At 71.7% G+C, this 15545-nt stretch carries 13 protein-coding genes; 10 read left to right on the forward strand and 3 right to left on the reverse strand.

Annotated features, from left to right (window positions below; genetic code table 11):
• Nucleotide 1: 1 nt before the first annotated feature.
• The 6 genes from OIB37_RS32000 (at nucleotide 2) to OIB37_RS32025 (ending at nucleotide 9184) form a co-directional block, all read left to right on the forward strand.
• Nucleotides 2-781, forward strand: a complete 780-nt coding sequence (locus OIB37_RS32000) for a (2Fe-2S)-binding protein (RefSeq protein ID WP_330462049.1) — start codon at nucleotides 2-4, stop codon at nucleotides 779-781.
• A gap of 39 nt (nucleotides 782-820) precedes the next feature.
• Nucleotides 821-1981 carry a glycogen synthase gene (gene glgA, locus OIB37_RS32005; RefSeq protein WP_330461091.1) on the forward strand — a complete coding sequence of 387 codons (1161 nt, stop codon included), beginning with the start codon at nucleotides 821-823 and terminating at the stop codon, nucleotides 1979-1981.
• Nucleotides 1982-2031: 50 nt separating this feature from the next.
• Nucleotides 2032-3252, forward strand: coding sequence for a glucose-1-phosphate adenylyltransferase (gene glgC / locus OIB37_RS32010; protein ID WP_330461092.1), 1221 nt, complete (start codon nucleotides 2032-2034; stop codon nucleotides 3250-3252).
• Nucleotides 3253-3560: 308 nt separating this feature from the next.
• Entirely contained in the window at nucleotides 3561-5882 is a 2322-nt protein-coding gene (locus OIB37_RS32015; RefSeq protein WP_330461093.1) for a GH92 family glycosyl hydrolase, read from the forward strand.
• A gap of 144 nt (nucleotides 5883-6026) precedes the next feature.
• The gene (locus OIB37_RS32020; protein WP_330461094.1) at nucleotides 6027-7358 is read left to right on the forward strand and encodes a wax ester/triacylglycerol synthase family O-acyltransferase; all 1332 of its coding nucleotides are present in this window, start codon (nucleotides 6027-6029) and stop codon (nucleotides 7356-7358) included.
• 317 nt (nucleotides 7359-7675) lie between these two features.
• A complete protein-coding gene (locus OIB37_RS32025) occupies nucleotides 7676-9184 on the forward strand; it encodes an SDR family NAD(P)-dependent oxidoreductase (RefSeq protein WP_443058294.1) in 1509 nt (502 codons plus the stop codon).
• Between the two features lie 257 nt (nucleotides 9185-9441).
• Here OIB37_RS32025 and OIB37_RS32030 read toward each other — a convergent pair whose 3' ends face one another.
• Together OIB37_RS32030 and OIB37_RS32035 are read right to left on the reverse strand one after the other, a co-directional pair.
• A complete protein-coding gene (locus OIB37_RS32030; RefSeq protein ID WP_330461095.1) occupies nucleotides 9442-10281 on the reverse strand; it encodes a maleylpyruvate isomerase family mycothiol-dependent enzyme in 840 nt (279 codons plus the stop codon).
• A gap of 221 nt (nucleotides 10282-10502) precedes the next feature.
• Nucleotides 10503-10898 carry a hypothetical protein gene (locus tag OIB37_RS32035; RefSeq protein ID WP_330461096.1) on the reverse strand — a complete coding sequence of 132 codons (396 nt, stop codon included), beginning with the start codon at nucleotides 10896-10898 and terminating at the stop codon, nucleotides 10503-10505.
• Nucleotides 10899-11392: 494 nt separating this feature from the next.
• Here OIB37_RS32035 and OIB37_RS32040 point away from each other — a divergent pair, with 494 nt between their 5' ends.
• A complete protein-coding gene (locus OIB37_RS32040; protein WP_330461097.1) occupies nucleotides 11393-11566 on the forward strand; it encodes a hypothetical protein in 174 nt (57 codons plus the stop codon).
• A gap of 122 nt (nucleotides 11567-11688) precedes the next feature.
• Nucleotides 11689-12174: a GNAT family N-acetyltransferase gene (locus tag OIB37_RS32045; protein ID WP_330461098.1), complete on the forward strand. Its 486-nt coding sequence runs from the start codon at nucleotides 11689-11691 to the stop codon at nucleotides 12172-12174.
• 50 nt (nucleotides 12175-12224) lie between these two features.
• On the opposite strand, the gene OIB37_RS32050 is transcribed toward OIB37_RS32045, so the two are convergent.
• Nucleotides 12225-13613: an amidase gene (locus OIB37_RS32050; protein WP_330461099.1), complete on the reverse strand. Its 1389-nt coding sequence runs from the start codon at nucleotides 13611-13613 to the stop codon at nucleotides 12225-12227.
• Nucleotides 13614-13940: 327 nt separating this feature from the next.
• Between OIB37_RS32050 and OIB37_RS32055 the strand changes: the two genes are divergently transcribed.
• Nucleotides 13941-14312, forward strand: coding sequence for a peptidase inhibitor family I36 protein (locus OIB37_RS32055; protein WP_330461100.1), 372 nt, complete (start codon nucleotides 13941-13943; stop codon nucleotides 14310-14312).
• Between the two features lie 125 nt (nucleotides 14313-14437).
• The gene (locus tag OIB37_RS32060) at nucleotides 14438-15322 is read left to right on the forward strand and encodes a hypothetical protein (protein WP_330461101.1); all 885 of its coding nucleotides are present in this window, start codon (nucleotides 14438-14440) and stop codon (nucleotides 15320-15322) included.
• Nucleotides 15323-15545: the final 223 nt, after the last annotated feature.

Here is a 15545-nt window from a genome sequence, read left to right on the forward strand (position 1 = left end):
CGTGGACCTCGACCCCGAACTCGCCGCCCTCCGCCCGCTCGGCGGCTTCTTCGTCCTGCGTACGACGGCGGCGACAACGGCGACGGGGCCGGCAACGGCAACCGGGGCGGGGGCCGCCCGCACGGGACTGGCCACCCTCGCGGAGGCATACGGGCCGCCGCGGCCGGACGTCCCCCGCGGCGCGCTCACTTCGCGCGTCGAACTGGTCGCGGACCGCCTGCGCGTCGCCGAACCGCGGGTTTCCGCCTCCATCGCGCACCAGGCGCTCGCCGCGCGCCTGTGGTCGGCCGCCCTGGCCTGTGCCGCTGTGTACGGCAGCGTGCCCGACCTGGATCCGCGCCTGCTGCGCTGGGACGCCCCGGCGGCCGCTCCGGACGACCTGTGGCTGACCGAGGTGCGTCCGCTGCCCGCGGACACGGCCACGCTCGTGGACACCGTGCTGCACGGTCATCTCCAGCCCCTGGGGGAAGCCCTGAGATCCCGGTACGGCGTGGCGGCCGGCCTGCTGTGGGGCAACGCCGGTTCCGCGCTGGCCGGCGCGGCCCGGGAGCTGGACCGCTGGGCGCGCGCGAACGGCCGTACCGACGTGGCGGACCGGGCCCGCGCTCTCACCGCCGGCCTCTTCGCCCATCCCCTGCTCAGCGCCACCGGCACCCGAAGCGGCACGGCGTTCCGCCGGCGCAGCTGCTGCCTGTACTACCGCGTCCCCGGCGGCGGTGTGTGCGGCGATTGCTGCTTCACCCGGCCACCGGACTCTTCCCCACGCGCCGTATCTGGGTGACCATGAGGGAACTGCCGTCGATCGCGGGGGAGTTGCCGGGTGCGAGTGGGACTGCTGACGCGGGAGTACCCCCCGGACGTGTACGGCGGGGCCGGCGTCCACGTCGAGTTCCTGGCCCGGGAGCTGGCCGATCTGGTCGACCTGGAGGTGCACACCTGGGGTGAGGGGCGCGGCGTCGGCGTCGTACGCCACCGTCCCTGGTCCGCCCTCGACGGCTCCAACGACGCGCTGCGCACCTTCTCCGTGGACCTCGCCATCGCCGCCGGCCTGAAAGGCCGCGAACTCGTCCACTCCCACACCTGGTACGCCAATCTCGCGGGCCACTTCGCCAAGCTCCTGTACGGCGTCCCGCACGTGATGACCGCCCATTCGCTGGAGCCGCTGCGCCCCTGGAAGGCCGAGCAGCTCGGCGGTGGGTACGCCCTGTCGGGCTGGGCCGAACGGACCGCGGTCGAGACGGCGGACGCCGTGATCGCCGTGTCGGGGGCCATGCGCGAGGACGTCCTCGCCTGCTACCCGGCGCTCGACCCGGCGCGGGTCCACGTCGTGCACAACGGCATCGACACCGCGCTCTACCGGCCCGACCGCGGCACCGACGCCCTCGAACGGCACGGCATCGACCCGGCGCGGCCGTACGTGCTCTTCGTCGGCCGGATCACCCGGCAGAAGGGCGTGCCCCATCTGCTGCGCGCCGTCCGGGAGATCGACCCGGACACCCAGGTCGTGCTGTGCGCGGGAGCGCCCGACACCCCTGAGATCGACGGGGAGTTCAGGGCGCTGTACCGCGAGCTGAGCCGGGGCCGGGCGGGCGTGTTCTGGATCCCGCAGATGCTGCCGCGCGCGGAGGTCATCCAACTCCTCACGCGGGCGGCCGTGTTCGTGTGCCCGTCGGTGTACGAACCCCTCGGGATCGTCAACCTGGAGGCCATGGCCTGCGGCACACCGGTCGTGGCCTCCCGGGTCGGCGGGATACCCGAGGTCGTCGACGACGGCCGGACGGGCCTCCTGGTCGACCTGGACGAGGACTCCGGGGTCTTCGAGGCGAACCTGGCGCGGGCACTGGACACCGTCCTCGCAGATCCGGCGGCGGCCCGGCGGATGGGGGAGGCCGGACGGGAGCGCGCGGTCGGCGAGTTCGGCTGGGACGCGGTCGCCCGGCGCACCGCGGGGCTGTACGAGGAGGTGCTCAAGCGGGCCTAGCACGGCCGGCTGAGGGAATCCGTGGGGCAACCAGGGTGGAGGGAGCGGCCATGAGTCGTGGGGGACCTTCGGTTCTCGGGATCGTACTGGCGGGCGGCGAGGGCAAGCGCCTGATGCCGCTGACCACGGACCGCGCCAAACCCGCGGTCACCTTCGGCGGCACCTACCGGCTCGTCGACTTCGTCCTGTCCAACCTCGTCAACGCCGACGTCCTGCGCATCTGCGTGCTGACCCAGTACAAGTCGCACTCGCTGGACCGGCACGTCACCACCACCTGGCGGATGTCCAGCCTGCTCGGCAACTACGTCACCCCGGTCCCGGCCCAGCAGCGCCTCGGCCCCCGCTGGTACCTGGGCAGCGCCGACGCGATCCTGCAGTCCCTGAACCTCGTGCACGACGAACAGCCCGAGTACGTCGCCGTGTTCGGAGCCGACCACGTCTACCGCATGGACCCGCGGCAGATGCTCCGGCAGCACGTCGAGAGCGGTGCCGGGGTCACCGTGGCCGCCATCCGCGCGCCGCGCGCGGAGTCGTCGTCGTTCGGGGTGATCACGCCCGGTCCGGACGGCCGTACCATACGGCGTTTCCTGGAGAAGCCGGCCGATCCGCCCGGGCTGCCCGACGATCCGGGCAGCGTGTTCGCCTCGATGGGCAACTACGTCTTCACCACCAAGGTCCTGGTCGAGGCGCTGCACCGGGACGCCGAGGACGACTCGTCCGCGCACGACATGGGCGGCTCGATCCTGCCCCAGCTGACCGGCCGCGGCGAGGCGCAGCTGTACGACTTCAGCGGCAACCACGTGCCCGGCGAGACCAGCCGCGACCGGGGCTACTGGCGCGACGTCGGCACCCTGGACGCCTACTACGACGCCCACATGGACCTGATCGCCGAGCGGCCCGCCTTCAACCTCTACAACCGCCAGTGGCCGATCTACACCCACTCGGGCCAGCTCTCCCCGGCCCGGTTCAACGCGGGCGGCATCGCGAGCGAGTCCATCATCAGCGCCGGCTGCCTGATCCGCGGCCAGGTCACCCGCTCGGTGCTGTCGCCCGGGGTGCGGGTCGACCCGGGCGCGGTGGTCCAGGGCTCGGTGCTGCACGACAACGTCCGTATCGGGCGCGGCGCGGTCGTCCGCGGTGCCGTGCTCGACAAGAACGTCGAGGTGCCGCCCGGCGCGACGATCGGCGTCAACCCGGAGCGGGACGCCGAGCTGTACACCGTCTCGCAGGGCGGGGTGATCGCCCTGGGGAAGGGCCAGCGGGTCCCCTGACCGACGGGCCACCGCCCGCCTCCCGACCGGTGCGGTGCCCGGCTGTGCCGCCGTCCGTTTCGTGTCCGGTGACCGGCCGTGCCGCCGTGCAGTCATGACGGCCATACCGCCGCGCCGCCGTGCAGTCCTGACCTCCGTGCCGGCGCGCTCTTCCGGGCGGGCGGCGGACCCGGCGGACCCGGCGTTCCCGCTGCGACCGGGCCCCCGCGCCGCGACGCGCCGACACATTCAGCCCAGGATGCCCGAGTTCACGTCGTTCGCCCCGCACGATGCAGGCAACGATGTCGAACCTTCGGAGGTCATCCGACATGAGAGGGACCCGGCGCACACGGCTGTGCCTGGCCGGGGTGATGGCAGCGTCCGCGCTGATCGCCACCCCCGCCGCACGGGCCGCCGAGCGGACCGACGGCCACCTCACCGACCTGGTCAACCCCTTCATCGGGAGCCAGGACGAGGGCAACACCTTCCCCGGCGCCGCCGTGCCCTTCGGCATGGTGCAGCTCTCCCCGGACACCGGGCACAACACCGGCTACGACTACACGCAGAACCGTATCCGCGGCTTCTCCCTGGTCCATCTCTCGGGCGTCGGCTGCCGGATCGGCGGTGACCTGCCCGTCCTGCCCACCACCGGCGACGTCACCCGTACGGACTACACCAAGTACGCCGCCGGGTTCCGCCACGCCGACGAGGAGGCGAGCCCCGGCTACTACCGCGTCGGCCTCGACTCCGGCATCCGCGCCGAGCTGACCGCGACCGAGCGCACCGGCGTCCAGCGCTTCACCTTCCCGGCCACCGACAAGGCCAACGTGCTGCTGAACGCGGGCCAGTCGCTGCACAAGCCGGTCGCCAGTTCGGTCGAGATCCTCGACGACCACACCGTGCGCACCGGGATCACCGGCCACGGCTTCTGCCGCGACACCGGCCCCTACACGGTCTACACGACCACCCGCTTCAGCCGGCCCTTCACCGCCTACGGCACCTGGGACGGCTCCACGATCAGCCCGGGCGCCCGCACCGGACGCGGCGGCGCCTACGTCCGCTTCGACACGACCGGGGACCGTGCGGTCGAGGCGACCACCGCGCTGTCGTACGTCGACGCGGCCGGCGCCGACGCCAACCTGCGCGCCGAGGGCGGCCGGTCCTTCGACTCCGTACGCGACCGGGCGCGCGCGCAGTGGGAGCGGCGGCTGGCCGGCGTCCGCGTCCAGGGCGGGGAGCCGGCCCTGCGGCGGACGTTCTACTCCTCGCTGTACCGCTCGTTCCTCGCGCCCAACATCGGCAGCGACGCCGACGGCCGCTACACCGGCTGGGACCGCCGTGTCCATCACGCGGACGGGTTCACGTACTACCAGAACTGGTCGCTGTGGGACACCTACCGCACCCAGGCCCAGCTGCTCGCCCTGCTCGCGCCGCAGGAGGCCCGCGACATGGCGCTGTCGGTGGTCAAGGTCGACGAGGACGGAGGCTGGCTCCCCAAGTGGGGCTACGGTCCGGTCGAGACGAACATCATGAGCGGCGACCCCGTCACCCCGTTCCTGACCACCGCCTACCAGATGGGTCTCCTCAAGGGCTTCGAGGAGCGGGCCTACCGCGCGCTGCGCAAGAACGCCGACGGCGTCCCGCCCGCCGACTATCCGGGCATCGGCCGCGAGGTCAACGCCGAGTACCTCGCGCACGGCTTCGCGCCCTACGACAAGGACCGCCCGTACGCCAAGATGGGCGACAGCGAGTACCACCACGGCGCCTCCGTGACCCTGGAGTACGCCCTCGCCGACGCCATGCTCGCCCAGATGGCCCGCGGCCTCGGGCACGACGCCGACGCGGCCCGCTACGCCGCCCGCGCCCAGAACTACCGCCGGATCTTCGACCCCGCCACCGGCTTCTTCCGCGCCCGCGACGCCTCCGGCGCCTTCACCGGTCCCGCCGACCCCGCCCAGAGCGTCGGCTTCCACGAGGGCACCGCCTGGCAGTACCAGTGGCTGGTGCCGCAGGACCTGCCCGGCATGGTCGGTCTGATCGGCGGCGAGCGCGCGGCCAACGACCGCCTGGACGCCTTCTTCGCCTACGACCGGCTGCTCGCGGACCCGGCGAAGACCGCGCGCGAGGTGTGGGTGCACGGCAACGCCTACAACTACTACAACGCCGACAAGTACAACCCGATGAACGAGCCCGACCTCATCGCGCCGTACACCTACCTGGCCACCGGCCAGCCCTGGAAGACCACGGACGTCGTGCACGCCGCGCTGACCCTGTTCACCGACGGACCCACCGGCATGACCGGCAACGACGACCTCGGCACCATGTCCGCCTGGAACGTGCTGTCCTCCATCGGCCTCTTCCCGATCCAGCCCGGCTACGACACCTGGGGCCTGTCCACCCCGGTCTTCGACCGCGTCGACCTCGCCCTGGACCGCCGCTTCTGGCCGGGTGGCCGGCTCACCGTCACCGCGCCCGGCACCTCGGCGGGCGACCGCTACGTCCAGGCCGTCCGCGCGGACGGGACACCGCACACCCGGACCTACCTGACGACACGTGCGCTGCGCTCCACGCGCACCGTCGCCTTCACGGTCGGCCCGCGCCCGTCCGAGTGGGGTACGTCGGCCCAGGCGGCGCCCCCTGTGCTGAGGTGACCTCAGAAGTCGTCCGAGTCCCGCCGCTTTCTTGGGGCGGGACTTAATCTTTCGTTAACTGAGCGTAGGTCGATCGCACTTGACCGTAATCGCCTGCCGGAGTTTGACTTCAGACCCACCCCGTCACCGACGCGAGGGACGCCCGTGACCTCCGACCTGCTCGCTCCCCTCGATCTGGCCTTCTGGAACATGGAGTCCGACCGGTACCCGATGCACCTCGGCGCGCTCGGTGTCTTCGCCACGCACTCGCCCACCGCGGGCGCCCACGCGGCCGACCTGCTCGCCGCCCGTGCCGCCGCCGTGCCCGGCCTGCGGATGCGCATCCGCGACGTCTGGCAGCCGATCGGCTTCGGCGGGGCCACCCGGGAGCCCGTCCCGGACTTCGATCCGCTCGACCACGTACGGCTGCACGCTCCGACCGCCGACTTCCAGGCCGACGCCGGGCGGCTGATGCAGCGGCCGCTGAACCGGGACCGGCCGCCGTGGGAGGCGCACGTCCTGCCCGGCGAGGACGGTGTCTCCTTCGCCGTCCTGTTCAAGTTCCACCACGCCCTCGCCGACGGCCTGCGCGCGCTGAAGCTGGCGGCCGGGATCCTCGATCCCGTCGACCTGCCCGAGCGCGGCCCCCGTGCCGTCGAACCGCCGCGCGGCGTGCTGTCCGACCTGCGCGGACTGCCCGGCCGCGTCCCCGAGCTGGTCAGGGGCACACTGTCCGACGTGGGCCGGGCCCTGGACATCGGTACCTCGCTCGCCCGCTCCACCTTCGGCATGCGGCCCTCCTCGGCGCTGACCTCCGCGCCCAGCGGAACCCGCCGTACCGGGGGCGTCGTGATCGACATCGACGACGTGCACCGTGTCCGCAAGAGCGCCGGCGGCACCGTCAACGACGTCCTCATCGCGGTCGTCGCCGGCGCGCTGCGCCGCTGGCTCGACGAACGGGGCGACGGCAGTGAGGGGGTGGCGCCCCGCGCCCTCATCCCCGTCTCCCGGCGCCGTCCGCGGGCCGCCCAGCCACAGGGAAACCGGCTCTCCGGGTACCTGATACGGCTTCCGGTCGACGACCCCGACCCGCTCGGCCGGCTGGACACCGTCCGCACCGCGATGGTCCGCAACAAGGACGCCGGGCCGAACCGGGGGGCAGGCGCGGTCGCACTGCTCGCGGACCACGTGCCGGCCCTCGGGCACCGGCTCGGCGGACCGCTGGTCGGGCAGGCCGCACGGCTCTGGTTCGACATCCTGGTCACCAGCGTGCCGCTGCCGGGGATCGGACTGCGGCTGGGCGGGCACCAGCTGACCGAGGTGTATCCGTTCGCGCCGCTCGCGCCCGGTCAGGCGCTGGCGGTCGCGATCTCCACGTACCGGGGGCGTGTCCACTACGGGCTGGTCGCCGACGCGGAGGCGGTACCGGACCTCGACGTGTTCGGGAGGGCGGTGTCGGAGGAGGTGGCGGCGCTGATCGCCGCCTGCGACGCGTGAGGGCGGGGGCTCCGGCCCCCGCACCACCCGTCCGGCCGGTCCGTCCGGCACAGGAGCCCGGCAGCGGGGCGGTGCCGGACCCGTAGCCGTTCGTGCACCCAGGGGCACGGCCCGGTCACCTGCGGTTGTCCCGGGTTGACCGTGATTGCCCGAAGTTGTCCAGAGTCACATGAAGGGTTTGGCGGTCGGGGTCGCGGCTCCCGTAAAATTCCCTGTTCGAAGGCGGGCGCGAGTCGGAGCGCTGCGCGGGTGACCAGGGAAGCGGCAGCGCGATGACAGTGACAGAGGACGGCGCGACGTCCATGGGTTCTGTGTCCATGGAGGCCGAGTCCGTGGACTCCATGGCCGTGGACGCCACGTCCGTGGACGAGATGGTCTATGGGCCGGGCATCGACCCGGAGCGGCTGGCCCTCTGCCTGAGCGTGCTGGAGGAGCTCGACCAGCTCGACGTCGACCACCCCGACGCGATCAAGGTGCGCCGGGCCACCGCGCACATCTACCGCACGGTCAAGCAGCGCCGCCGCCAGGAACGCCGGGCTGCCAAGACCGCGCACGACCGCGCGGTGACCGAGGCCACGGCCACCGGCTCCGCGGAGCGCATCGACGACGAGACCGAGGGCATCCTGCCCTCCTCCAAGATCGAGGAAGGCCGGATCGCGGGCATACTCCAGCGCCCGCGCTCCTGCTACACCTGCAAGCAGCGCTACGTCGAGGTCGACTACTTCTACCACCAGCTCTGCCAGGCCTGCGCCGCCGAGAACCGCTCCCGCCGCGACGCCCGCACCGATCTCACCGGCAAGCGCGCCCTGCTCACCGGAGGCCGCGCCAAGATCGGTATGTACATCGCGCTGCGGCTGCTGCGGGACGGCGCCCACACGACGATCACCACGCGTTTCCCGAAGGACGCCATCCGCCGCTTCAAGGCCATGGACGACTCGGCGGACTGGATGCACCGGCTGGAGGTCGTCGGCATCGACCTGCGCGACCCCGCGCAGGCCGTGTCTCTCGCGGATCAGCTCACCGAGGCGGGCCCGCTCGACATCCTGATCAACAACGCGACGCAGACCGTACGCCGCCTGCCCTCCGCCTATGCCGCCCTGGTCGAGGGGGAGAGCGCTCCGCTGCCCGCCGGGGAGCTTCCCGCCCACCACGTCATCGGCGCCTTCAACTCCGGCGCCGTCGACGGCCTGGCCGCGCTGCCCCTCGGCACCAGCGGCATCGAGGCCCAGAAGGTCACCGACCTCGCCCTGGTCGCGGGCAACGCCAGTGTCGCCCGGCACCTCGACGGCACCGCCATCGACGCGGGCGGCCTGCTCCCCGACGTCGTCGACAGCAACACCTGGGTGCAGACCATCGAGCAGATCTCCCCGGTGGAGCTGCTCGAGACCCAGCTGTGCAATTACACGGCGCCCTTCATCCTGATCAGCAAGCTCCGCCCGGTCATGGCCGAGGCCGCCAGGAAGGCGGCGAGCGGACGCGCGTACGTCGTGAACGTCTCGGCGATGGAAGGCGTCTTCGGCCGCGGCTACAAGGGTGCGGGCCACCCGAACACGAACGCCGCGAAGGCCGCGATGAACATGGTGACGCGGACCAGCGCCCAGGAGATGTTCGAGGCCGACAGCATCCTCATGACCTCGGTCGACACCGGCTGGATCACCGACGAGCGTCCCCACTTCGACAAGCTTCGCCTCGCCGACGAGGGCTTCCACGCCCCGCTCGACCTGATCGACGGCGCGGCCCGCGTCTACGACCCGATCGTGCGCGGCGAGGAGGGCGAGGACCTGTACGGCGTCTTCATGAAGGACTACGCGCCGGGCCAGTGGTGAGCGGACGGGCGTCGCGCCGGTGAGCGGTGGCGGGTTGTGCCGGTGAGCCGGTGAGCCGGTGAGCGGTGGCGGGTCGGGCCGGAGAGCCGTCGGCGACGGCCGTCCCGCCTCGCACCCGCCCGCCCCAGGGGCATCGCGGATGCATGCCCCGGGGGCGGGACAGGCCGTGTTCAGGGCACGGTGAACGGTCCCGGATGTGTCAGGGCACGGTGAACGGTCCCGGATGTGTCAGGACACGGTGAACGGTCCCGGATGCTTCAGGGCGCGGTGAACAGTCCGGGGAAGCGCGGCGCGAGCCACGGCCTGCGGCCCCGCACCAGGATGCGGCCTCGGGCGAGCGCGCCCCACTGTCCGCTTCGGCCGAGTGCCATGAGCAGGAAAGTCACCGGCTCGATGAAAATCGTGCAGTCCGCCCGCGCCGGCACTCGCGCGTCCACGCGCACCGCACCCGCTTCCACCTGGACGCCGAATCCGCCCCCGCGCCACAGCCTGACGGCGTAGGAAGCGGTCAGACCGGCCGTGCGGGCCGGGTCGGTCACCCGTTCCATCACCGCCGTCATGAACGGCAGCGTCAGCTCCACCCGCCCGGCGGTGAGCATGTGCCGCTGCCCGAGCGCGCGGGCGAGATCGTAGCCGTGACCCAGCATGTGGGTGAGCAGGTACGACCCCAGCGCCTCCCCGCTCATCTCCCCCAGCGGGGTGACCACCGTGGTGGCCGCGCCGCCCTCTCCCAGCGCGCGGACGCACGCCTCGGCCTGCTCCTCGATCATCGCCGCCAGCGGTCCGGCCTCCCGCTGCCCGAAATCGGCCAGCGCGCTTTCGTTGGCCCCGGCCAGACTCTGCGGGGTGCCGTCCCCGTACGGCCGCTCGCGCCCCGCCGCGAGATCCGCCATCAGCTCGTTCGCCAGCGCCAGATGGGCCGCCGCCTCACCGGCGCTCCACTGCGCCCCGGGTATCCGCGCCCCCATACCGTCCGCGCCCCGGCGCAACAGCGCCGCGATCTCCGCGGCGGTCTCCCGTACGGCCGCCTCCAGCCCCTCGGGCAGCTCCGCCCGTACGCCCCGCCCCGCCGCCGACCCCACGTCCAGCCCCTTCACGCCTGTGCCACCGCCCGAACTCGTATGCGTCCCGCGTCGCGGCAGCTCGCTGGCGCCGTCCACGGGGCGTACAGAACACCAGGGAACCAATGCCGCGGCAAGTCCCGGAACGTGGAGGACGGCCGAAGGTTCAGGTGCCCACCGCCCACGTGCCCTCCGCTCGCGCTCCCACCGGCCACGGTCCCGCTGCCGGAAGGCCGCGGCGCTGTTCTTCCGGGGCCTCAGTCCATCGCGCCGAGGCGCGCGTGGCGGGCCGCGACCAGTTCCAGGACGGTGCGCCAGTCCTCCAGCACACCGGCGTCGAAGGCCGCCGTGCGGCTGTCCTCGGCGGCCTGGTGCAGTCGCAGCAGATCGTCGTCCGCCGGTTCGCCGTCCCCGCGCACCAGCCGGAACACCCGTTCGCCGAGCAGGGCCCTCACCGCCTCCGCGCGACTTCGGGCCCGGCCCGGCCCGTCGCCGGGGTGCGCCGGCGCCGCGATGCCGTGGACCAGCCCAGCCACCTGGAGCTCCTTGTCCGCCGGACGGCCGCGGCGCAGCAGCGCGGCGGTCCGCAGCGCGTGCTGGTGCCGGCCGGCGTACAGCAGTTCCATCAGCTCCTCGACGCTGCGCGGCTCCATGCGTCAGTCCTTCCGCGAGAAAGCCGTTGCCGCATGACACCCGATCACGGCGAGCTTGCGATCCGGCCAACGGCACCTGAACTGCGCCGGGTCGGTGGCGAAGGCCCGTCCCAAGATCGAAGGCGCGTTCGCGACAGTAGGCCAAGTGGGTGATTCACTTCGCTGGGCGAGTGATGCGCTTTATGGCAAATAGCAGCATATTAGGGACCATTGAGGCGGTGAATGACGCGCGATAGTTACACCTTGTTTTCGCTCCCTATCGAGCGGGTGTCCGCTCATTTGGTTAATCTGGTGGGGACGGACAGCAGTACGGGTCCCACCCACACCCATCGTCCGTCCCGGGGTGAGCCGGTCGACAACGGCCTGCTCCGACACGAGGTACCGGCGCCACCGCGACCGAACTGGCCGTCCAACCAGACCCGAGCGGGTGTTGAGAGCCGGAGCGTGGACCGCCCGGCAGGCCCCAGGGTGACCCGACGTATAAGGAGTGCGCGGTGACACCGGAGAAGACGAATCGAGAAAAGGGCCCCGAGGAACCCACGGAGGGCAGGCGCCGCCGCCCCGGGGAGCTCGGCAGCCTCGAAGTGTGGGCCCGTTCCGCCCCCATCCGCCTGGCGGGCTACGAGGAAGACCTCGCCGAGCCGCACATCCTGCCGAGCGTGGACTGAACGTCCCGGCCGGGCGTGGGCCGGCCCCGCCCGGGCCGTGACGGGTCGTGCCCGGCCACGCAGGACCAGCGGTGATCCCTCGCCGTCGTCGTCGCACACATGGGCGTGACAGACTCGCGCCCATGCTCATCAGAGAAGCCGCGGCCGAGGACTGGCCGCGGATCTGGCCTTTCTGGCACCGGATCGTCGCCGCCGCCGAGACCTACGCCTGGGACCCCGACACCTCGCAGGAGGAGGCCCGCGCCCTGTGGATGGGCCCGGCCAAGCGGGTCTACGTGGCCGAGGACGCCACCGGGACCGTCGTCGGCTCGGCCTACCTCACGCCGAACCACGGCGGCCCGGCCGCCGGCGTCGCCAACGCCGGCTTCATGGTCGACCCCGACCACGGGGGCCAGGGCATCGGCCGCGCCCTCGCCGGGCACCTCCTCACCGAGGCCAAGGCCCACGGCTACCACGCGATGGTCTTCAACGCCGTCGTGGAGACCAATCCCGCCGTCCACCTCTGGACGTCCCTCGGCTTCACGATCGTCGGCACGATCCCGGAGGCGTTCGACCATCCCCGGCACGGCAGGGTGGGCCTGCACGTCATGTACAAGGCACTGGACTAGCTGTACTGCCCCGGGGAGGCCGGGGCGGCCCGGGAGGCGGGGCCGGGGAGTCAGTCCAGGCCCGCCTGCGGTGCCGTCCGCTGCCACGGGTGCAGCCGCTCAAGCTCCTCCGCCAGCTCCAGCAGGTCCGCCTCCGTGCCGGGACGGCCCACCAGCTGTACGGCACAGGGGGCGCCCGAGGGCAGCGTGCCGAACGGGACCGCCATCGCGGGCCAGCCGGTCAGGTTCCACGGTGGGGTGAACGGCGAATAGGCCGTGTTCGCAAGGACGTTGCGCAGCCAGCCCCGCTCGTGCCAGGGCGCGGACTCGGGGGACCGGCGGGCCAGGGCCGGGGTGAGCAGGATGTCGTGCTCGGCGAAGAACGGGGTCAGGCGGGCGCGCAGCCGCTCGCGGTGGTCGCCGGCGCGCACCCCCCGCACGAAGCGGCGGCCCACGGCGGCGTGCACCCGGGTCCGCCGGGCCAGCCGCGCCGGGTCGAGGCCCTCCGCGTCCACCGCCGTACCCGCCGTCCAGTGCCGCAGCGAGGTCAGGCCCAGCGAGAGGGGATAGGGCGGATCAGCCTTGCGGACCCGGTGCCCGGCCCCCGCCAGCAAGCCAGCCGCCTGCCGCACCGCGGCCGTGTACGGCTTGCTCACGCTCACCCCGGCGAGCGGGCTGCGCAGCGAGACGGCGATCCGTCGCGCCGCACGCCGCTCCGTCTGCTCCGCTTGCTCTGTCTGCTCCGGCACCTCCCGCCGTACGAACTCGGTGTCCGCGATCACCGAGAGCATCAGGCGCAGATCCTCGACGGTGGTGGCCAGCGGGCCGTTCTCCGACATGCCGAACCAGTCGCCGTTGCCGATCCCGGCCGGAACCACCCCGTGTCCCGCTTTCAGCGTGACCAGACCACAGTTGGCCGCCGGGATGCGCAGCGAGCCCATGCCGTCGTTACCGAGCGCGAGAGGCACCATGCCCGCGGCCACCGCCGCCGCGCTGCCGCCCGAGGACCCGCCCGCCGTACGGGAGGTGTCCCACGGGTTGCGGGCGGTGCCGTGGACGCCCTCCGTGGTGCCGAAGACACACAGTTCGGGCACGTTCGTCAGACCGATGACCACCGCACCGGCCGCGCGCAGCCGGGCCACCGTCACATGGTCCTCGGCGGCCGGCGTGTCCGGGGTCGCCGCGGAGCCGTTGCGCAGGGACTCCCCGCGCACGGACAGGTTGTCCTTCACCGCCACCGGCACGCCGGCGAGGGGGAGTGAGGCCAGATCGGCGCGGGCGGTCAGCTCGTCCGCCTCGGCGAGCGCGGCCTCGGCGCGGACGACGCGGAAGGCGCCCACCCGCCCGTCGAGCCGCTCGATCCGGGCCAGGTGCTCCGCCACCACCTCACGGGGCGTGACGCGCTTCTCGCGCACGGCGGCGGCGATCTCGGCGGCGGTCCGGCCGGCCCAGCTGCTCACGGGAACTCCTTGTCGAGGCGAATCGATGGATCGAGGTGCGCGGTCGTGCGGGGGAGTGGATCGGATCGAGCGGACGTGCAGGAGAACTGTGCACGGTCGGACGCGGTACGTCGAGGGGCGGGGATTCGCAGGGCCCGGAGAAGTGCGCGGCCGCCGTCTCATGAATCGTGTTTTGAAGCGGTAGCCAAGCATTTGCGCCCTTTGTGGAAACAGGATTTTTGACGCTCTTGTCAAACGAGTCGGCGACCTGCATCCTTGTTGATCAAGAGGCGGGTGGAAATGTCATCCGCAGATCAGGCAACCGTACATCGGTCGAGGAGAGAATAAATGAGAAAGCGCATTGCGGCCGCTTCCGTCGTGCTGGCTGTCGCCGCCGGATGCTTCACCGCGCCGGCGGCATTTGCGTCCACCTGCTCCGAAAACTATGGGTTCGAGCTGTACTACAACTCCAATGAGGGCGGGTCCAGCGCCTGCTTCTACGTCAAGCAGAACTTCGCCGGTGAGGTCTTCACGGAGGCGGGAGCGGGCCAGGGTCAGCCCGTGAAGAACAATGCCGCCTCGGCCGACAACTGGGGAGGGCACACCGCTCGGGTGTTCTACAACTCCAACTATGTCGGTCTCTACGATGACGTGCAGGGGGATTCCTGGCGCAACCTCGCGGACACCTACAACAACAACGCTTCCTGGGAGCGGCTCTAGGTTCGGACCGGTGCCGGTCCCGGCCCTCACCGTGAGGTGCGGAGCCGGGGCCGGCGCCTTTGGCGTGCTGTTGAACAGGGGTTGGTGTGGTCGGTAGAAGGTATCGGTTCGGTCTGGCCGGAGTCGTGGTCTCCTGCCTTTCTTTGATGGTGTCCGGTTGTCAGGCGGGCGGAAAGGTGTCGTCTCCCGGTGCGTCCGGCACGGTTCCGCACCTGCTGGCCGGCGTGGACCTGACTCTCCCTGTCGAGAAGTACCTTTTCTCGACAGCGGAGTCGAAAGAGCTGCAAAGTGCTCAGGATGTGCTCGCCGCTCGTTGCATGAAGGGGTTCGGCCTGCATTACGAGGTGCCGGCACCCGGCCCTGATGCCGGACCGCGCAGCCTGATGGACCGCAGGTACGGATTGACGGACGAGAAGATGGCCGCGGCCTTCGGATATCATCTCGGAGATAGTGATCCGCGCAAGGTGAAGACGGTGAATCCCGCCCTTCCCAAGGGGGACGCTCTGGTCGCACTGACCGGGAGATCGGGCAAGGCGGGGAAGTCCGGTGTCCTGGTCAACGGGAAGAAAGTCGCGCCGGGCGGCTGCTTCCGCACGGCCCGGGAGGCGATCTTCGGGAAGAGCAAGAGAAACACTTCGATCGACGACTTCCCTCAGGATCTGAACAGGCAGAGTTTCTTCGCCACGAAATCAAGCCCCGATGTGGTGCGGGTTTTCGAAGCGTGGTCCACCTGCATGAAAAAGCACGGATTCTCGTACCCGGACCCGCTCACCGTCGCCGACGACAAGCGTTTCCTGGGCGCCGATCCGAGCCCTGCCGAAGTCGACGTGGCACGCGCGGACGTCGGGTGCAAGAAGAAGACCAACCTGGTCGGGGTCTGGTTCTCCGTGGAGACCCGATTCGAGGAAGGAGCCATTCGCCAGAACGCCTCCCGCCTGAACCGTGAGCTGGACAGGAAGAAAGAAGCACTCGAAGCGGCTTCGGACGTGGTCCGGAAGGCGGACGGCTGAGCCCGGGACCACCGGTCGCCGACGCTTACCGGGGAGCTCTCTCCGTCCCCGGGCCCGAGCTCGGTCAGGGGAGCCGGAGGCACGATTCGAACGGTGCGCGGTGGGGGAGCTGTACAACGCGTCGACTCCCGTGACCGTCGTCCACCCCTGGCGGCCCGACGGCCGCCGCCCGGTCCCGGCAGCCCGACGCCCCGGCAGCCCGGCGACCGCGGCCCGCCCGCGG

The sequence above is a fragment of the Streptomyces sp. NBC_00820 genome (genome assembly GCF_036347055.1).
Classification (GTDB): domain Bacteria; phylum Actinomycetota; class Actinomycetes; order Streptomycetales; family Streptomycetaceae; genus Streptomyces.